This window comes from Kitasatospora sp. NPDC087314 (genome assembly GCF_044744365.1).
Taxonomy (GTDB): Bacteria; Actinomycetota; Actinomycetes; order Streptomycetales; family Streptomycetaceae; genus Kitasatospora.
On record NZ_JBIUYE010000019.1, the window covers coordinates 64,660 to 83,130 of the forward strand.

18 protein-coding genes are annotated in these 18,471 nt (G+C 74.9%); 10 read left to right on the plus strand and 8 right to left on the minus strand.

Translation table 11 applies throughout. The features are described from left to right. Positions 1-298: 298 nt before the first annotated feature. The 6 genes from ACIO5E_RS33925 (at position 299) to ACIO5E_RS33950 (ending at position 5,720) form a co-directional block, all read left to right on the plus strand. A complete protein-coding gene (locus tag ACIO5E_RS33925) occupies positions 299-487 on the plus strand; it encodes a DUF1508 domain-containing protein (RefSeq protein WP_280685625.1) in 189 nt (62 codons plus the stop codon). 108 nt (positions 488-595) lie between these two features. Then, a complete protein-coding gene (locus tag ACIO5E_RS33930) occupies positions 596-1,894 on the plus strand; it encodes a glycosyltransferase family 4 protein (RefSeq protein ID WP_400675445.1) in 1,299 nt (432 codons plus the stop codon). Continuing rightward, on the plus strand, positions 1,891-3,087 hold the full coding sequence (locus ACIO5E_RS33935) for a glycosyltransferase (protein ID WP_400675447.1): 1,197 nt from the start codon (positions 1,891-1,893) through the stop codon (positions 3,085-3,087). Before ACIO5E_RS33930 ends, ACIO5E_RS33935 begins: the two co-directional genes overlap by 4 nt. Further along, on the plus strand, positions 3,068-3,946 hold the full coding sequence (locus tag ACIO5E_RS33940; RefSeq protein ID WP_400675655.1) for an SGNH/GDSL hydrolase family protein: 879 nt from the start codon (positions 3,068-3,070) through the stop codon (positions 3,944-3,946). The genes ACIO5E_RS33935 and ACIO5E_RS33940 overlap by 20 nt, the downstream gene beginning before the upstream one ends. 116 nt (positions 3,947-4,062) lie before the next feature. Beyond that, the gene (locus tag ACIO5E_RS33945) at positions 4,063-5,202 is read left to right on the plus strand and encodes an NUDIX domain-containing protein (protein WP_400675449.1); all 1,140 of its coding nucleotides are present in this window, start codon (positions 4,063-4,065) and stop codon (positions 5,200-5,202) included. 116 nt (positions 5,203-5,318) lie between these two features. Then, complete coding sequence (locus ACIO5E_RS33950) at positions 5,319-5,720, plus strand: DUF6188 family protein (protein WP_400675451.1); 402 nt, start codon at positions 5,319-5,321, stop codon at positions 5,718-5,720. 27 nt (positions 5,721-5,747) lie between these two features. On the opposite strand, the gene ACIO5E_RS33955 is transcribed toward ACIO5E_RS33950, so the two are convergent. From ACIO5E_RS33955 to ACIO5E_RS33975, 5 genes are all read right to left on the minus strand, one after another. Further along, complete coding sequence (locus tag ACIO5E_RS33955) at positions 5,748-6,122, minus strand: hypothetical protein (protein ID WP_400675453.1); 375 nt, start codon at positions 6,120-6,122, stop codon at positions 5,748-5,750. A gap of 62 nt (positions 6,123-6,184) precedes the next feature. Then, on the minus strand, positions 6,185-6,580 hold the full coding sequence (locus ACIO5E_RS33960; protein ID WP_348534194.1) for a roadblock/LC7 domain-containing protein: 396 nt from the start codon (positions 6,578-6,580) through the stop codon (positions 6,185-6,187). Positions 6,581-6,662: 82 nt separating this feature from the next. Further along, positions 6,663-7,715 (minus strand): transcriptional regulator, encoded by a 1,053-nt coding sequence (locus ACIO5E_RS33965; RefSeq protein WP_400675455.1) that lies wholly within the window; start codon positions 7,713-7,715, stop codon positions 6,663-6,665. Positions 7,716-7,803: 88 nt separating this feature from the next. Next, positions 7,804-8,187, minus strand: a complete 384-nt coding sequence (locus ACIO5E_RS33970; protein WP_400675457.1) for a hypothetical protein — start codon at positions 8,185-8,187, stop codon at positions 7,804-7,806. 567 nt (positions 8,188-8,754) lie between these two features. After that, positions 8,755-9,363 (minus strand): TetR/AcrR family transcriptional regulator C-terminal domain-containing protein, encoded by a 609-nt coding sequence (locus ACIO5E_RS33975; RefSeq protein WP_400675459.1) that lies wholly within the window; start codon positions 9,361-9,363, stop codon positions 8,755-8,757. A 221-nt stretch (positions 9,364-9,584) separates the two neighbouring features. Here ACIO5E_RS33975 and ACIO5E_RS33980 point away from each other — a divergent pair, with 221 nt between their 5' ends. Together ACIO5E_RS33980 and ACIO5E_RS33985 are read left to right on the plus strand one after the other, a co-directional pair. Next, positions 9,585-11,195: an amidohydrolase gene (locus ACIO5E_RS33980; protein ID WP_400675461.1), complete on the plus strand. Its 1,611-nt coding sequence runs from the start codon at positions 9,585-9,587 to the stop codon at positions 11,193-11,195. A 126-nt stretch (positions 11,196-11,321) separates the two neighbouring features. Further along, the gene (locus tag ACIO5E_RS33985; protein WP_400675463.1) at positions 11,322-12,869 is read left to right on the plus strand and encodes an APC family permease; all 1,548 of its coding nucleotides are present in this window, start codon (positions 11,322-11,324) and stop codon (positions 12,867-12,869) included. Positions 12,870-12,974: 105 nt separating this feature from the next. On the opposite strand, the gene ACIO5E_RS33990 is transcribed toward ACIO5E_RS33985, so the two are convergent. The 3 genes from ACIO5E_RS33990 to ACIO5E_RS34000 form a co-directional block, all read right to left on the minus strand. Then, positions 12,975-13,982: an LLM class flavin-dependent oxidoreductase gene (locus ACIO5E_RS33990; RefSeq protein WP_400675465.1), complete on the minus strand. Its 1,008-nt coding sequence runs from the start codon at positions 13,980-13,982 to the stop codon at positions 12,975-12,977. 52 nt (positions 13,983-14,034) lie between these two features. Next, a complete protein-coding gene (locus ACIO5E_RS33995) occupies positions 14,035-14,631 on the minus strand; it encodes a DUF2269 domain-containing protein (protein ID WP_400675467.1) in 597 nt (198 codons plus the stop codon). 296 nt (positions 14,632-14,927) lie between these two features. Next, a complete protein-coding gene (locus tag ACIO5E_RS34000) occupies positions 14,928-16,106 on the minus strand; it encodes a peptidoglycan-binding protein (protein ID WP_400675469.1) in 1,179 nt (392 codons plus the stop codon). A gap of 373 nt (positions 16,107-16,479) precedes the next feature. Here ACIO5E_RS34000 and ACIO5E_RS34005 point away from each other — a divergent pair, with 373 nt between their 5' ends. Together ACIO5E_RS34005 and ACIO5E_RS34010 are read left to right on the plus strand one after the other, a co-directional pair. Next, positions 16,480-17,805: a DUF6271 family protein gene (locus ACIO5E_RS34005; RefSeq protein ID WP_400675471.1), complete on the plus strand. Its 1,326-nt coding sequence runs from the start codon at positions 16,480-16,482 to the stop codon at positions 17,803-17,805. Next, entirely contained in the window at positions 17,802-18,299 is a 498-nt protein-coding gene (locus ACIO5E_RS34010) for a GNAT family N-acetyltransferase (protein ID WP_400675473.1), read from the plus strand. The genes ACIO5E_RS34005 and ACIO5E_RS34010 overlap by 4 nt, the downstream gene beginning before the upstream one ends. The last annotated feature ends 172 nt before the right edge of the window (positions 18,300-18,471 follow it).

Consider the following 18,471-nt stretch of genomic DNA (forward strand, 5'->3'; position numbering starts at 1 on the left):
GGAACTCCCGGGCCACCACGCCCAGCCGCCCGCACACCAGCCCTCGTCGGCCATTCGGGCGAAATCCAGGCGCCGGATCCGTCCAGCGAGACGGCATCGAGGATGTCCGAGACTGTCGCGGGGCTGCCGGAACGACTGCGGCCCAGGTCGGGATCACGCTCCCTCATGGCGGCCAAGCAGCACTCGACTCCGCGACTCGAATGGTCGCCACCCGACTGGGTCAACTAGCGGGCGATCCAAAGGATTTGACCTTACGGTGCGGTGCGAGGGGGCCATCGAGCGAAAGGCTGTTACTGGCATGGCTGGCAAGTTCGAGCTGTACAAGGACGAGAGCGGGATGCACCGGTTCCGGCTCAAGGCGAGCAACGGGACGATCGTGGTGACCGGCGACCCGCAGGAGAGCAGGGACGACTGCCTCAAGAGCATCGAGTCGCTCCGCAAGCTCGCGCCGTACGCGGAGCTCAAGGAGGCGGCCGGCTCGCACTGAGGCGGCGCGACGCGAACGCGGGTCGGTGGTGCAAATCGCCGACCCGCGTTCGCTTGTACGACAGATCCCTTTGGCCGGGTGCACGCCGGGCGCGGACAGAACACTGGCATGCGCGTCGTCATCGTCACCGAATCCTTTCCGCCCGAGGTCAACGGAGTCGCCCACAGCGTGCTGCGGACGGCCGAGCATCTGGTCCGCCGGGGCCACCAGCCCCTCGTCGTCACCCCCGCGCCGGCGCGGGGCGCCGAGTGCCCGCCGCACACCTTCGGCGCCGAGGCGGTGGAGCTGCCGGTGGTGCGAATCCCGTCGGTGCCGCTGCCGGGCTACCCGCAGGTGCGGATCGCGTTGCCGAGCCGGCAGCTGGCCGCCGTCGTCGCCGGGCACCGGCCCGACCTCGTGCACCTGGCCAGCCCGTTCGTACTCGGAGCGCGCGGGATGCAGGTCGCGGCGCGACTCGGTGTGCCCGCCGTGGCCGTCTACCAGACCGACCTCGCCGGGTACGCCCACGCCTACCGGGCCGGGCGGGGCCTCGGGGAGGCGGCCGCCTGGCGGCGGATCCGGGCCGTGCACCGGGCGGCCGCCCGGACGCTGGCGCCGTCCACCCCGGCCGCGCAGGACCTCACCGCGCACGGGGTGCCCCGGGTGCAGCTGTGGCCGCGCGGGGTGGACTCGGTGCGGTTCCACCCCCGGCACCGCGACGAGGCGCTGCATCGGGCGCTCGCCCCGGGCGGGGAGGTGCTGCTCGGATACGTCGGGCGGCTGGCCCCCGAGAAGCGGGTCGACCTGCTGGCCGCCGCGTCGGCGCTGCCCGGGGTACGGGTGGTGGTGATCGGGGACGGCCCGTCCGGGCCCGGGCTGAGGGCTTCGATGCCCGGCGCGGTCTTCCTCGGCCGCCGGACCGGCGAGGAGCTGGCCCGCTGCTTCGCGACCCTCGACGTGTTCGTGCACACCGGCCCGCTGGAGACCTTCTGCCAGACCATCCAGGAGGCGATGGCGAGCGGCGTGCCGGTGATCGGCCCGGCCGCCGGCGGGCCGCTGGACCTGGTCGCACACCACCGGACCGGCCTGCTGGTGCCGCCCCGGGACGGCGCCGCGGTGGCCCGGGCGGTGGCGGAACTGGCCGCCGACCCCACGCGGCGGGCCGCGTACGGGCGCGCCGGACGGGCGGAGGTGACGGCGCGCACCTGGGAGGCGGTCGGCGACCTGCTGCTGCGGCACTACGCGGAGGTGCTGGCCGAGCACCAGGGGGTGCCGGTGCCCGCCGCTCCCCCGGCCACTCCCCCAGCTGCTTCCCCGGCCGCTCCCCCGGCTGCTTCCCCGGCCGCTCCCCCGGCGACGGTCGAGCCGGTCGTCGCCGAGCCGGTCGTCGCCGGGCCCGCCGCCATCGGGGAGGAGCTGCCGGCATGACCGACACGGCCGACCGCGAGCCGCTGACCATCGTGCGGCTCGCGAACTTCGTCACCCCGGTCTCCGGCGGCCTGCGCACCGCGCTGCGGCACCTCGGCGCCGGCTACCTGGCCGCCGGGCACCGGCCGGTGCTGATCGTGCCCGGGGAGCGGCGCCGCGCGGAGGAGGGCGAGCAGGGCCTGGTGATCACCCTGCCCGGGCCGCTGCTGCCCGCCAGCGGCGGCTACCGGATGCTCACCGACCGGCGGGCGGTGGCCGCCGAACTCACCCGGCTGAAGCCCGACCGGCTGGAGGTGTCCGACCGCACCACGCTGCGCTGGACCGGCGGCTGGGCCCGGCGGCACGGGGTCCGCTCGGTGATGGTGTCGCACGAGAGCGCCGCCGGGATCCTGCGCACCCGGGGCCTGCCCCGTCCGGTCGCCGACGCGGCCGCCGACCGGCTCAACGCGGCCACGGCGCGCGCGTACGACTCGGTGCTGTGCACCACCGACTGGGCGGCGACGGAGTTCCGGCGGATCGGCGTGCCCAACCTGGCCCGGGCCCCGCTCGGCGTGGACCTGGACGCGATGCGCCCGTTGCCCCCGGCGACGCAGGAGCGGGAGCGCGCGCGGTACGCCGCACCGGGGGAACCGCTGCTGGTGCTCTGCTCCCGGCTCTCGGCCGAGAAGCGGCCCGAGCGGGCGATCGAGGCACTGGCCGCGCTGCGGGCCCGGCGGCTGCCGGCCGTCCTGGTGGTGGCCGGCACCGGGCCGCTGCGGGACCGGCTGGCGGCCCGGGCGGAGCGGCTGCGGCTGCCGGTGCGCTTCCTCGGGCACCTGGGCCGACGGGAGTCGCTGGCCCGGCTGCTGGGCTGCGCGGACGTGGTGCTCGCGCCCGGGCCGGTGGAGACCTTCGGGCTCGCCGCGATGGAGGCGCTGGCCTGCGGGACGCCGGTGGCCGTCAGCCGCTCCTCCGCCCTCCCCGGGCTGATCGGACTGGCCGGGGTGGCCGCCGCCGACACCGGGGACGGATTCGCGGCGGCGGTCCGGGAGTTGCTGGCGCGCCCGGAGCAGGCCCGGCGGGCCGGTGCCCGGGCGCAGGCCGAGCGGTTCGGCTGGCCGGCCGCGGTGGCGGCGTTCCTGGCGGCTCACGGCGTACGGAACTCCGGTGCGGTGGAGGAGGATTGGGATGAGCATGCTCGGCACCGGGCGTGACCGGTCGGCGGACGGCCGGTCGGCCACCGGCGGACCGGTGCGGTTCGTCGCGCTCGGGGACTCGTTGACGGAAGGGGTCGGGGACCCGGTCGGCGAGGGGTGGCGCGGCTGGGCCGCCGTCCTGGCCCGGTCGCTGACCCCTGCGGGCGGCGCCGTCGAGTTCACCAACCTGGCCTGCAGCGGCGCCCTGACGGTTGACTTGGCGGAACGTCAACTCCCGGCCGCGTTGACACTCGGACCGCAGTTCGCGGCCGTGGTGGTCGGCGGCAACGACACCCTGCGGGCGGGCTTCGACATCCGGCGCACCACCCTGGAGTTGGACGCCACCATGGGTGAACTCTCCGGCCACGGCGCCGTCCTGCTGACCGCCTGCCTGCCCGATCCGGGCACCCTGCTCCGCCTGCCCGCCCCACTGGCCCGCCCGCTGGCGCGGCGGATGCAGGCCGTCAACACCGTGGTGCACGCCCTCACCTCCCGCCACCGGGCGGTGCACCTGCACATCGCCGACCTCCCCTGGTGCGCACAGCGGCGCCTGCTCAGCGTGGACCGGCTGCACCCCAGCGCCGAGGGCCACCACCTGATCGCCCGCGGCTTCCACGAGCTGCTCGCCTCCGCCGGGCACCCGCTCGGCCCGCCGCCCACCATCGCCCCGGCCGAGCCGCCGCCCGGCCGGGCCGCCGACCTGTGGTGGATGGCCACCCGGGGCACCCGCTGGGTGGCCGCCCGCAGCACCGACCTGCTGCCCGGGCTGCTCGCGCTGGCGGCGGCGGAGGGCCTCGCCCGGCTGCGCGGGTCGGCCGGGCGGCACGACGAGCAGATGGCACGCGCCGCGGCGCAGGCGCTCGCGGCGCTGGGGTGAGGGGTCTTAGGCGCGCGGCTTGATCGGATGAGGTGTGCGGTGGGAACCATGAGGGCGGCGGGGGATGTCGTCGGGAGGGCACGGCCTTCAGGTCGGGCCTGACGGAGGGAGCAGCAATGGGGGCGTCACGCGAGGCCGGGCGGGAGTTGCTGGCGGCGGCGGGGGTGCTGTTCCCGGACGAGCGGGGGCGGGTCCTGGTGGTGCGGCTGCCGTACGACCGGAAGCATCCGGTGGCGATCCCGGGCGGCGGGTGGGAGCCGCAGGACCGCTCGCCGCGGGAGACCGCGGTGCGCGAGGTGGAGGAGGAGCTGGGGTTCACGCCCCGGCTGGGCCCGCTGGCCTGCGTCGACTGGACGCTCGATGACTTCCGGCCGCCGATCGCCGCCTACCTGTACTGGGCGCAGCCGCTCACCTCCGAGCAGGCGGCGGCGTTCCGGCCGGACGCGGCGGAGGTCGGCGGCTGGGCCTGGCTGACCCCGGAGCAGGCGGGCCACGCGCTGCCGCCCCGGCTGTCCCGGCGGGTCACGGCCTGTCTGCGGGCGCCGCGGTCGGCCGGCCCGCTGGAACTGGAGGACAGCCGGCCGGTGGGCCATACCCTCGACCATCTCCCGGCGGTGGAACCGCCGCCCGCGTACACCGGGCCGGCTGGGGTGCCCTCGTTGGGCGGCGGGCCCGGTGGACAGGGGCCCGGGCAGTCCCCGGGCCCGGCTTCGGAGCCGCCGATGGACCGGGACACCTACATCGCCACCCGCCCGCGGATCCGGGCCAAGGCGCGGGCGCTGTTCACCGACGGCTCCGGGCGGGTGCTGCTGGTCCGGCTGCGGCCGTGGGACGGGCCGCGCGGCCGGGTGCCGTACTGGACCCTGCCGGGCGGCGGGATCGAGGCGGACCGGGAGCTGCCCCGGGCGGCCGTCCGGCGCGAGATCCGCGAGGAACTGGGCTGGGAGGCCGAGCCGGGGCGGCTGCTGGCGCTGGACTGGCAGCCCGGGGCGGCGGCCGATCCGGAGGCCGACCCGGCGACCGGGCGGGACACCGCCGTGCTGGTGTCCGTGTTCGACGGGGGCACGGTGACGGAACGGATGCTCGGCTCGATCGCGCTCCCGGAGGAGGAGCTGGTGGAGTGGCGGCTCTGCGACCCGGCCGAGGCCCGGGCGCTGCTGACCGGCCCGTCCTGGGCCCGGACGGCCGCCGCGCTGGCCGCCCGGGAGCGGGCGGGCGGGCCGGTCGAGCTGGTACGCGGGCTCGCCGTCGGGTAGGGCGCGTCGGCGCGGAGGTCGGTACGGGGTTCGGTGCAGGGGTTGGTACGGGGGCTGGTACGGGGGTGGGCCCGGCGGGGCGGACAGGCTCCGGTCGGGTGGGCCACACTGGGGGCATGCAGAACGGGATCACGGAGGTGCTGACCGGCCGCCGGGTGGCGTCGGTCAGCGGCGGCGGCCGACTGGACCTCACCTTCGACGGGTCGGTGAGCGTCCGGGTGGCGCACGAGTTCCGCCTCGCGGCGCCGTCCTTCGCCGCCCCGGCGGAGGTGGCGCACTTCTTTCCGGCGCTGACCTTCCGGCCGACCGGCACCCTGCTCGCGCTGGTCGGCCGGACCGTCGACCTGGCCGAGATCACGCCGGCCGGCGGTCTGGAGCTGGGTTTCGCGGAGGGCGGCGCGCTGTCCGTCCCGCCGCACGCGCAGCTCGCGCCGTGGAGCGTGGTGACCGCCGAGGGGGCGGTCTGCGCGGGGCTACCGGGCGGCGAGGTCAGGTGGACGGTGCCCGGCGGGGTCTGAGCCGCCGGGCACCGTCCCGTCGTTCGGTCAGACCTCCAGGTCGGCCTCGATCCTGGTGAGCTGGTGGCGGGCCATCGCGAGGTTGGCCCGCGCCTTGTCCAGCGCCAGGTAGAGGAAGAGGCCCTTGCCGGTGCGGCCGGTGAGCGGCCGTATCAGGTGGTACTGGCTGCTCAGGGTGATGAGGATGTCCTCGATCCCGTCCTGGAGGCCGAGCATGTCCATGGTGCGCATCTTGGCGCGGACCACGTCGGTGTTCCCGGCGGCGGCCACGTTGAGGTCCAGCCCGCCGGGGCCGTCGAGGGTGGCGAGCGCCATGCCGCTGTTGTAGTCCACGAGTGCCGCGCCGATGGCGCCCTCGATGACGGTCATGGCCTGCTTGAGCGCGCCGGCTGCGTCGGTCATCTGGGTAACTCCCGTTCGGTGGTTGGGTGGTGGGTGTTGTCGCGAGAGGTCTGGTCGGTCGGTCAGGCGGGGTCGCGCGGGTCCTTGGGCAGGAGGCTGTCGTTGAGCAGTCCGGCGATGCGCTGGGCCGAGCGGCGGGCCTCCAGGTGCAGCCGGCCGACGTTGACGTCCGGGTGGGCCAGCAGGGTCAGCACGCAGCTGCCGCCGGCCGCGTAGGTGGCGACGTAGCCGTGCTCGCCGCGCACCAGCGACTCACGGAAGTCGCCCTGGCCGGTGGTGTCGGCGAGCCGCTGGGCCAGCGACAGCGAGGCGGCGGTCATCGCGGCCAGGCCGGAGGGCTCCGCCCCGTGGGTGTCGTGTGCGACCAGCAGGCCGTCCACGCTGGCCACCAGGCCGCCCGCGAGGTGTGGGACGCGGTGCTTGACGGCGCGGAGTTCGGCGAGCAGCTCGGTCTCCAAGGCGATCAGTTGTCTCCTTCCGACACGCTGCTTGAGCGCCCGCCTCATGGCCGGGGCGACGGGGTCGCGGGCGGAGAGTGGTTCAAAGTCGGGCCTCCAGAAGGGTTCGGACCCGGGTCAGCAGCGCGATGTCCGGGTCGGGGACGGCCAGCGGGTGGGCCGCTGCGGCGGGCGGGCGATCGGAGCGGGCGGGGGCCGCGGGGCCGGGTGCTGTGCTCCCGGGCGCCGCAGGGCCGGTGCGGGTGGCGCCGGGGAGGGTGGCGCCGGGGACGCGGCGGTGCAGACCGCCGGCCGGGCGGACGGGTGCCGGCGCCTCGGGTGCCGCGGCGGGCGGCACGGCCGGTGACGCGGCGGACGGCACCTCCGGTGGCTCGGCGGGCGGCGCGGCGGACGGCACCTCCGCGGCACGCCGCTCCGCGGTCCCCGGTGCGGCGTGCCGCGGAGCGTCGAGCAGTCCGGCGGCGGCCAGGCGGCGAATGTCCGCCGTCACGCCGAAGCCGGACCGGCCGAGCAGCCGGGCCAGGTCCGCCGGGGTTCTTCGGCCGTCGGCGTGGTCCAGGAGTTCGCGCCGGCGGCGGCCCGCCGTACGGTGCGACGGCGGCGCGCTCGGCGCGGCCGGGCGGACCGGCGCGGTGTCGAGCTGCGGCCAGGGCCAGATCCGTTCCAGCAGTCGGCCTCGGCGCCCGACCTCGCGGCGCAGCCGCTCGGCGTCGACCGCGCGCACCGGCCCCAGCCAGTGCCGGGCCTCGGGTTCGAACCGCCAGAGCCCGCCGGCCCGGTCGGCGAGGACGAAGAACGCGGCGTCGAAGAGCGTGCCCAGGTGGCCGAGTTCGAGTTCGCCCCGGGTGAGCAACCGCCGTTCGACCAGCGCCTCGGCGACCCTGGCGCGCGGGCCGTGGACGCGGAGCAGCTCCGCCCAGTCCTCGGGGGTGATCCGGCCGCAGCCGGTGAGCAGGTCGGCCAGGCCGGGCGCGCGCGGGGAGTCGGCGTGGGCCACCCGGCCGTCGACGAGGTACAGGCTGCCGAGCGGGCCGCGCAGGGCGCCGGTGGCGCGGCGGGCGGCGAGCAGGCCGAGTGCCTCGCCGGGAGTCTGCGGCGGAACGGAAGGAAGGACGGCGGCGGGCGCGGCGGTCACGCGGACCACCGCCCGGTGGTGCGCGGGCGGCGGGGGCGGTCCGTCCGGTGCGCTGGCCGAAACCCGACGGCGGGCGCGGGCGTCCCGCTCACCCGAGCACCAGTTCCTCGGCGAGCGCCTGGAGTCGGTAGCGGGCGGCGGCGAGGTTGCCCTGTGCGCGGTCGAGCCAGAGGTGGAGGATCAGGCGGCTGTCGAAGACGGTGTCGATGAAGAAGATGAGGTGGTAGCTGCGGCCGGCGGTGACGATGACGTCCTGCAGCGGCGAGCGCCGGTCCTCCGCCCCGGTGAAGGTCTGGCTCTCAACGGCCGCCCGTACCAAGTCGGTTGTCTCGGCGGCCGCGGTCTCGTGGTCGCCGGTCGGGCACTCGCCGAGGCTGCCGAGCGCGAGTCCGCTGCCCCAGTCGACCAGGCTCGCGGAGCGCGCCCCGGCGATCGACATCGCTCCGGCGAGGCATTCGTCGATACCCGGCACACCGGCTCCTTCGCAGGGGTCTGGGCAGCCGGGCACAGCACGGCACGGCCGGACCGCCACCAGCAGTGGCGGGTTCGACACGGAAGGCTACTGCCGGATTCCGTATGACGAACATTCCAATGGCATATTCACATCGGTGGCGACTGCTTCCAGCCAAGGTGTGACGGCACGCCAGCCCCCGGCAACGGGCGAACCCGCTGGCCCGACGACGCCACGGACCGGCGCCCATCGACCACCTGGCACGGGACCTTGGCCGATAACCGGCCGCACGGCAGGGTTTCGACCAAGGAAATGCGATAGGAGGACCGAAGACGCGAACCGACGCCCTGTGCCCGGACACGACGAAGGGGCCCGTTCCGTTGGACGGAACGAGCCCCTTCGAGTAGAGCGCCAGGCCCGGATCGCACGGACTCTTCCTACTGAAAGTAGGACGTGCTCTGGTAGCACCGCTGACGCCTGTTCGAGAGATCATTTCCTCTCGACAAGAAGAACATTAGCAGGTCATCACACCTGCTCAGAAATCGACTGGGGGACGGGAACGGACGACGGCTCGGCCCCGGCGGGCGGTCAGGGCAGCAGGGCCCGATAGCCAGCGATCAGGGCGGTGAGGCCCAGTTCGAAGGCCTGGTCGGCGCGTTCGCGGCCGGCGGGGACGGCGTCGAGGGCGCCTGCCAGGCGCGGGGTGGCATCGCGGTCGACGGCGTCGACCATGACGTCCGGGGCGACCAGGTCGAGGGCGGAGCCGAGGATGAAGCTCTCCAGGGCGGTGATCACGCCCATCACGTCCCGGGCGGCGAAGCCCGCGCCCTCCAGGGTGGCGACGGCGCGCTCGTACAGCTGGTGCATGAACGGTTCGGCGAGCGGGGCGGTGGCGAGCAGGCGGACGATGCCGGGGTGTTCGGCGAAGGCGTCCCGGTAGGCGTGCGCCCAGGTGCGCAGCGCCGCGTCCCAGGGCTGGTCCCACATCGACTGCTCGCCGATCGTGCGGACCAGTTCGGCACGCATCAGGGCGACGATCTCGGCCCGGCCGGCGACGTGGTGGTAGAGCGCGGAGGGGCTGACCTTGAGGGCGCCGGCGAGGCCGGGGATGGTGAGGTCGCCCGCCTCGTCAACCAGTCGCAGCGCGGTGTCGACGATGCGCTGCCGGTCCAGCAGGGGTGTGCGCGGCCTGGCCATGCCCGTTCCTCGTCTTCCGGGAGGGGGTGTCGAGGGAGCCGGGGAGCGTTCGGCGGAGCGCCCTCGGGAGCCCTCAAGATCATCGTTATCCAAGCGTTACTGAATGGCTTTCAATAAAACTCTTCCGCACTCGCCGGTGCCGCGCCTACGGTAACCGAACCCCATTCGGTTTAGGCGGACAGGCCACGTCATCTGCCACGACCCGGAGAGGACGCACCCCCATGCGCGCCGACACGATCTTCACCGGCGGCCGGATCCACACCGGAGACCCCGCCCACCCCCGCAGCCACGCCCTCGCCGTCACCGCCGGGCGGATCACCGCCCTCGGCGACGCCGCACTCGCCCTGCGCGACGGCCGCACCGAGACCGTCGACCTCGCCGGCGGCGCCCTGCTGCCCTCCTTCGGCGACGGCCACCTCCACCCACTGCTCGGCGCCATCGGCCTGCGCGGCGTACCGGTGCGCGACTGCACCAGCCTGGAGCAGGTCGTCGAGGCCGTCCGCCGCTGGGCCGACCGGCACCCCGAGGCCGAGTGGATCACCGGCGACGCGGTCAACCCGTGGCTCGCCGAGGGCGGCCTGTTCGACGCCCGGCTGCTCGACGCCGCCGTCCCCGACCGGCCCGTCCTGCTGCGCACCATGGACCACCACACCGGCTGGGCCAACAGCGAGGCGCTGCGCCGCGCCGGGTACGGGGCCGACACACCCGACCCGGTGGGCGGCGAGATCGTCCGGCGGCCGGACGGCAGCCCGCTCGGCACCCTGCGCGAGTTCGGCGCCCTCAACCCCGTCCTCGCACTCGTCCCGCCGCCCCCGCCGGCCGAACAGGTCGCCGCCCTGCGCGAGACCACCGCCGTGCTCGCCGCCGCCGGGCTCACCTGGCTCCAGGACGCCTGGGTCGAGCCCGCCCAGGTCGACACCTGGCTCGCCGCCGTCGCCGAGGGCGACCTCCCGGTCCGGGCCGGGCTCGCGCTGCTGCTCGAACCGGAGGGCTGGCGGGAGCGGCTCCCCGCCCTGGCCGCCGACCGGGACCGGGTCGAGACCCACGGGCGCGGCCGGCTCACCGCACGGGCGGTCAAGTTCTTCGCCGACGGCGTCGTCGAGTCCGGGACGGCCGCCCTGCTGGAGCCCTACAGCGATTGCCCGCACTCCCACGGCGTCGCCAACTGGACCGGCGCAGAGCTGGCGGACGCCGTCACCGCCGTCGACGCGCTCGGCTTCCAGCCGCACATCCACGCCATCGGCGACCACGGCGTGCGGATCGCCCTGGACGCGGTCGAGGCCGCCGCCCGCCGCAACGGTCCGCGCGCCCGCCGCCCGGTGATCGCCCACGTCCAGCTCGTCGACCCGGCCGACCTGCCGCGCTTCGCCGAACTCGGCGTGATCGCCAACCTCGAACCGCTGTGGGCCCAGACCGACCCGCTGATGACCGAACTCACCCTCCCCCGGCTGGGCCCCGAACGCGGCGCCCGGCAGTACCAGATCGCCGCCCTGCTGCGGAACGGCACCCGGATCTCCTTCGGCAGCGACTGGCCGGTCACCCGGCACGAGCCGCTGGCCGGCCTCGCCACCGCCGTCACCCGGCAGACCCCGGACGGCCTGCCGGACGGCGGCTGGCTGCCCGAGGAGCGGATCGGGCTCACCGCAGCGCTCGCCGCGTACTCGGCGGGCGTCGCGCACCAGGCCTTCGAGGAGGCGGAGTGGGGCGTGCTCCGGCCCGGCATGCGGGCCGACCTGGTGCACCTGGCGGCCGACCCCTACGCGGTGCCAGCCGGTGAGCTGGCCTCGGTCGCGGTGGCCGGCACCTGGCTCGGCGGCCGTCGCACGCACTGACCCCTGCGCGACCGCCCGTCCAGGATCGGGCCGTCCCCCACGGCGGCCGCTCCTCGTCGACGATCGGCGCCCGATCGGCGGCCGACCGCCCTACCCTCGTCCGTACGACCCCAGGAGAGCTCCCCCATGACCCTGCCCTCCGACGCGGCCTCCCCCACCGCACCCCGCTCCACCGGCACCGGCCCCGGCCGGGCTGTCGGCCGCACCGAACCCGGCACGTCCGCCGCGCCTGCCGCGCCTGCCACGTCCGCCGGCCTGGACCGCGGTGTGCTCGGCACCGGCGACATCGTCTTCTTCGTCGTGGCCGCCGCCGCGCCGCTGACCGTGATGGCCGGCGTGGCGCCGTTCGCGATCGCCTTCGGCGGCATCGGCACGCCCGTCGCCTACCTGGCCACCGGCGTCATCCTGGCGCTGTTCGCGGTCGGCTTCACCGCCATGACCGCGCACATCCGCAACGCCGGCGCGTTCTACGCCTACGTCACCCGCGGCCTCGGCCGGGCGGCCGGGCTCGGCGCGGCGCTGCTCGCGGTGCTCTCGTACAACGCCATCCAGATCGGCATGTACGGCGCCTTCGGGTTCTTCGCCCACACCACCGCCACCGACCTGCTCGGCCTGGACGTGCCCTGGCCGGTGTGGGCGCTGCTCGGCGTCGCGGCGGTCTGGTTCCTCGGCTACCGCTCGATCAACCTCGGCGCCAAGGTGCTCGGCGCGCTGCTGATCGCCGAGACCGGCATCCTGCTCGTGCTCGCCGTGGCGGTGCTGGTGCGTGGCGGCGCACACGGGCTGAGCCTGTCCTCGTTCGCGCCGCACAACGTGTTCTCCGGGGGCATGGGCGGGGTGCTCGGGCTCTCCTTCGCCGCGTTCATCGGCTTCGAGGCCACCGCCATCTACCGCGAGGAGGCCCGCGAGCCGCACCGGACCGTACCGCGCGCCACCTACGCGGCGATCGCCTTCCTCGGCCTCTTCTACACCTTCATCACCTGGATGATCGTGCAGGCCTTCGGCGCCACCGAGGCCGTCGCGACCGCCACCGCCGACCCGGCCGGGATGTTCTTCACCGCGATGACCGACTACGTCGGCGCCTGGGCCACCGACGTCCAGCGGGTGCTGATCGTGACCAGCCTGCTCGCGGCGCTGCTCGCCTTCCACAACACCATCACCCGCTACGGCTACGCCCTCGCCACCGAGCAGGCTGCCCCGGCCGCGCTCGGGCGGATCCACCCGCGGCACGGCTCGCCGTGGATCGGCGGCATCGCGCAGTCGGTGCTGGCGGCGGTGGCCGTCGTGGTGGCGGCGCTGATCGGGGCCGACCCGTACAACCAGTTCTTCCTCTGGGTGAACTCCCCCGGTGTGGTCGGCATCCTCGTGCTGCAGGCGCTGGCCGGGCTGGCCGTGTTCGCGTTCTTCCGCCGCAACCGGGCGGCGGCCGAGAGCGCCGGGGTGTTCCGGACGGTCGTCGCGCCCGTCGCCGCCACCGTTCTGCTGTGCGGCGCGACGGCGCTGGTGGTGTGGCGGCTCGACCTGTTCACCGCAGCCGGGCCGGAGGTCAACTGGCCGCTGGTGGCGATCGTGCCGGTGGTGTTCCTGGCGGGCGTCGGCATCGCGCTGCGGCTTCGGGCGCGGCGGCCGGAGGTGTACGCGCGGCTCGGGACGACGGAGGTCGACGCGGGCTGAGCCAGAGGCGTGCCGGGCCCGGGTGCGCCGGGCCCGGGTGTCCTCGTCCTCAGTGTCCTGATCCTGGGTGTGCGGCCGTTCGGCCGGGTACGCGGCCGGGCCCGCTCAGGCCTGGCCGACCGCCTCGGCGAGCAGCCGGTAGGAGTCGAGCAGCGCGGCGCGGTCGTATGTGCTGGTGGTGATCAGGAACTCGTCCGCGCCGCTGCGCGCCACCAAGGCGGCGAGTTCGGCGACGGCCTCCTCCGGGGTGCCCGCGATGTGGCCCTTCAGCGACTGCTCGTACGCGGCGAGCTCGCGCGGGCTCATCGACCGGGCCCGGATCTCGGCGGCGGGGGCCAGCGGCGGGAACTCGCCGTGGGTGCGGGAGTACGCGCCGGACCAGGCCTCCGGGACGAGCAGGTCCCGCGCCCGGTCGGCGCTCTCCGCCACCGCGACCGTGCCCGAGACGACCACGTACGGCTCGGCGGCCTGCGCCGAGGGGCGGAACCGGGCGCGGTAGCGGTCGATCGCCGCGAGCATCCGCTCCTCGCCCCGGGCCGCGGCGATGACCAGCGGCAGTCCGGCGTCGGCGGCCAGGTCGGCGCCCGTGCCGGTGGCCAGCACGAAGGCCGGCACCCGCAGGCCCTCGGACGGCCGGGCGTGGACGCCGCGATGGGCCTGTTGCGAGCCGTCGAAGTAACCGAGCAGCTCCGCCAGCTGGGCGCCGAAGTCGTCCGCGGCGTCCTTCTCCCGGCCCAGCGCCCGCCGGACGCCGTCGGTGAAGCCGACCGAGCGGCCGATCCCCATGTCGATCCGGCCGGGGAAGAGCGAGGCGAGCACCCCGAACTGCTCGGCCACCACGAGGGGCTGGTGGTTGGGCAGCATCACCCCGCCCGTGCCGACCCGGATCCGTGTGGTGGCCGCCGCCACCGCCGCGGCGAGCACGGTCGGCGCCGATCCCGCCACCCCGGGCACGCCGTGGTGCTCCGAGACCCAGAAGCGGTGGTACCCGAGCCGCTCGGCCTCGCGGGCGAAGGCCACCGTGTCCCGCAGCGCCTGTGCCGGCTCCTCACCCCGTCTGGTCCGGGAGCGGTCGAGGACGGAGAGCCTGGTCGTGGGCGTCGCGCTGGTCACGTCGGTGGACAACACCCGCCGCCGAGGCGGGCATTCCCCCAGCCCGGGCCGGTCAGGGGGCCGCCCCGGGTATTCGGCGGCGCCGAGCACCCTCCGGCCGCCGGCCCCAGGGCTTGAACACGGACAGGACGACGTTGAACAGGTAGAGCGCCAGCGCGACGGACGGGACGATCACCGTGTTGTAGCGGACGAACCCGAGGTCCGCCGCCGTGATCGGCCCGGTCGGGTGCGCGGCCACCACCCGCACGGCGTCGTGCAGCCGGTCGGTGAGGGCGACGACCGAGGCCGCCATCGCCGCGAGGGTCAGCCAGAACTTGGTGCTCACCCAGTAGTACCGGAACAGGCCCCAGGACGTGCCGAGCCCCAGCGCCACCCCGCTCAGGAAGGTGAGCAGGCTGAGCGGCAGGATCAGCGTGTCGCCGAGCATGCCCATCGCCCGGTAGGCCGTTCTCAGCCGGTCGGCGTCGTCGGTGGTCAGCGCCGTCACCGCCAGGGTGAGCAGGCAGAGCATCAACGCCAACCAGCTCACCGAGACGGTGATGTGCAGGACGACCAGGCGCTTGCGCGCCGACGGCGACAACCGGCGGCCGGCCGCGCTCCGTCGGGCGGCGGGGCTCGGCGCCGTCGCCGCGCGGGTGGACGAGCGCACGGGTACCTCCTTCGAGTCGGGGCCACGAGGACGCGCCCAGACTGCCCCGGCCGACCGTCATCGGGCGTCTGCCGACGGAAGTAACCTCGACTACTCCGAGGCGAGTACGCACCTTCGCGCCCGGGGCACCGCAGGCCTCCCCCGGACGTACCCGCCGCCGCGGTGAATCCTGCCCCCGGAGGCCCGGAACCCCCGCCCCCGGCCGGCCCGTCACCACCGACCGGTCGGCCAGTCACCACCGACCAGTCCGTCACCACCGGCCGGCCCATCGCACCCGGCCGGTCCGTCACGACCGGTCAGTCCGTGACCGCGAAGTCCCGCGCCGCGCCCAGGCGCTGCAGCGAGTCCCGCCCCGGGATGCCGTCCGCGGCGGCGCCGGCGTACCCGCAGCGGCGCTGCCAGCCCGCGTAGGCGGTGACCGTCAGGCTGCCGAACGAGCCGTCCACCCACCGCTGTTCGAGCAGCCCCTCGTCCGCCAGCGCCTGCTCGACGATCGCCACCTCGGCACCGTACGTCCGGTGCCCCTGCTCGGCCCCGGGGTCGCTCCCGGCGGCCGCCACGACGTGCGCCAGTGACACCGACCGGGGCCCGGGCAGGTAGCCGAGCAGCCGCCGCAGCGAGCCCTCGCCCGGCACGCCGTCCGCCGCCTGGCCGGAGTAGCCCAGACTCCGCTGGTAGTCCGCGTAGTTCTCGGTGTCCGCGTCGGTCCAGGTCGGCCCGGGGCCGGACCGGTAGTGGGCGCCGAAGCCCTGCGCGACGAGCGCCCGGCCGACCGTGGTGACCTGGTAGCCCTGGGCTCCGTAGCCGTACGGGAGGCCGTTGATGCTCGTCTGGTACCGGGCCGGGGTCGACTCCTGCGAGGGCGGGGGGGTCGGGGCGCCCGGCCCGGCCGTGAAGTCGGGCCAGGAGCCGGGATCGGTGTGGTCGTTGAACGGCACGTGGGCGTGCGCGAACCAGCCGCCGGAGGCCTCCCAGACCTGCTCGTCGCGGTGGGAGGAGAAGTCGACGGGCCGGCCCATCGGCCACACGTCCGGCACGCCCCAGGAGGCGATCCAGGCGTGGATCCGGTCCCAGCCGGCGCAGGGGGTGTCGACCAACCGCGGGTAGACGGTGCCCTGGTAGCGGCAGTACGGGAAGAACACCGCCTCGATCTGGATGACCACCCGGCCGGCCCGGTTGGTGCGGGTCGGGCTCGCCGTCGGGCTGAGCAGGCTCTTCGAGCGGGAGTCGGCCGGGAACAGCTGCGCCGCACGGCCGCTGAACGGGTCCCAGACCAGGTGCGGCGCGTCGCCGGCGCCGCTGCCGGTGAAGTAGCCGACCAGGTCCTCGAACGAGCACCAGTCCTGCGGCGCGGCGGCGGTGGCGTTGCGGTCCCAGGTGATGTGGGCGATGGCCTTCGGCGGGTACTGCTGATCGGTCGGCGCGTGGTCGCCGAGGTCGTGGATCTCGGCACCGGGCAGCCACAGGTCGGGCATGCGCTCTCCTCCGGACAGGCGTACGGACGTCATTGCGGGTATCGGCAGGTCCGTCCTCCGGCATGACCCGAACGGCGCAATACACGGCAATGAACCACCCACACCCGTACGGCCGTTCGGACCAGTGATGGGTATTCGTCCTCGCGTACGAAACGGGCGCCCGCTCCGCGCGCCGCCGGACCCGTGCTCCGCCGTGCCCTGAAGGAAGCCCGAGAGGCTCCGGAAAGCCGTCGGGCGGGGCGCATTCCATCCCGCCGAAGCCGCCCTGTCAATCGTTGACTTCGGAACTGGTCTAGTCCACGGTGGTGCGCTCACAGCACTCATACCGTCATCACCACAGTGATTCTGACGCCCCGACGGAGATTCCACCGCCATGCAAAGAGTCTGCCTCGCCCTGCCCACCATGCGACCCTGCCCCGACACCATCGCGGAACTCGCCGAGGAGGCGGCCTACGCCGTCGCGAACTTCGACGTCGAGGTGCACCTCCTCATCCTCGACACCACCGACGCCGTCGGGTTCGCGGAGAACGCGGGCGCCGTGGCCGCGCTGGAGCCCACCCCCGGCGTGGCCGTCCACCACCTCGGCAACGCGCAGCAGCGGGAGTTCCTGCGCCGGGTGGCCGAGCGCTCCGGCGCCGCCGACCCCGAACTGCTGCTCGACATGATGCTCCCGCCGGCCGTCGCGTACGGTTCCTGCGTCAACCGGCTCTTCCTGGGCGCGGCCGCCCTGGGCTGCACCTCGGCGCACCTGCGCAACGACGACGCCGACTTCCAGGTCGTCGACGGCCGGAAGGTCTTCCCGATCCACCACGAGCTGCTCTCGATCGGCCGACCGGCCGGCGAGGCGGTGGCCGGCGTGTCCCGCTCCGAGCTCGACCCGGCCGACGCGGACAAGCCGGTGATGCTGGTCAGCGGCTCCTTCATCGGCGAACTCAACGTGGACATCGGCGAGATCCACGAGCTGGACCCGGCCGTCTACCGCGACCTGGTCCGCCTGTGGACCCCGCCGGTCTGGTCGGAGGAGGATCGGGACGCGATGGTGGACGTCTCCTTCAAGGGCACCGGCACCGAGCCGTTCAGCACCGACGAATCCGTCCTCGGCGTGCCCGACATCTGGGACGTCTACATGTGCAACATCGCCCTGGACCACCGGGCCTACGAGGTGCTGCCGCTGCTGCCCTCGATCGAGACCATCGGCTGCGACTACGCCCTGCTGCACGCCATGGTCCACTCCCGGCTGCCCGGCGTCGTCCACAACCGCCACATCGTCAACTACTACACGCCCGAGCGCCGCACCGGCGCCGGCTTCATCTCCTACCAGCTGCGGTTCGTCAAGTTCCTGCTCTCGATGCTGTACCTGTACCCGGTCTACGGCGGGATGATCGACCTCGGCCGCGGACTGCTGGACGAGCGGCACGGGCTGAAGGTCGAGCCGATCCTCGACCTGGTGCGGGGCAGCGTCGACTGGGACCGGGCCGGGAACGAGCACTGCCTGGACGTCGTGGACCGCTCCTACCGCAAGCTGGGCGGCAAGTACGCCGAGCTCGCGGACGTGGTGGCCGGGAAGCGGCAGCAGCTCCTGGACGAGGCGCAGGAGGACGCCGAGCGCTGGGCGGTGCTGATGGAGGCCTGGGCGGCGCTGGTGGCCGCCTCCCGCGCGGAGGGGCTCGGCGCCGCCTCGGAGGTTCCGGCCGGGTGAGCGAGGACCTCCGGATCCGGCTCCTGGCCGACGGCGACTGGGACGCCGTGGTCGCGCTGGAGCACGACGCCTACGCGGCCGACGGCCTGTCGGAGGGCCGGGAGGCGCTGCAGTCCCGCGCCCTCGCCTCGCCGCGGACCTGCTTCGTGCTGGAGCAGGGCGGCACGGTCCGCGGCTACCTGCTGAGCCTGCCGTACCCGCCGCTGCGCTGCCCGGACCTCGACCGGCCGGAGGAGGCGGTGTTCGCGTCGGACAACCTGCACGTGCACGACCTGGTGATCGCCGAGGACCTGCGCGGCCGGGAGGTCGCGCTGGGGTTCATCCGGCACTTCCGGGAGCGGGCGGAGGAGCTGGGCTACGAGCGGATCTCGATGGTCGCGGTGCGCGGGGCGGACATCCTGCTGCGGCTGCTCGGCTACCGGGCGCACCGGGACGTGGCGGTCCCCTCGTGCTACGGGCGGCGCGCGGTCTACATGTCGATGCCGGTGCGCTGACCTGCGGGGACACCTGGACGAATGATCACTCTTTCGGCCTAGTCCGGACGGCGAAGATCACCCCACCGGGTGAACCCGGTGGTGGCTGCGCCCCGCGCGCAGCCACCACCGGCAGCTGTCCGTACGCGGACGCCTGCGGGCGCCGCGACCAGTGCGTCTCCGGCTGGGCGGC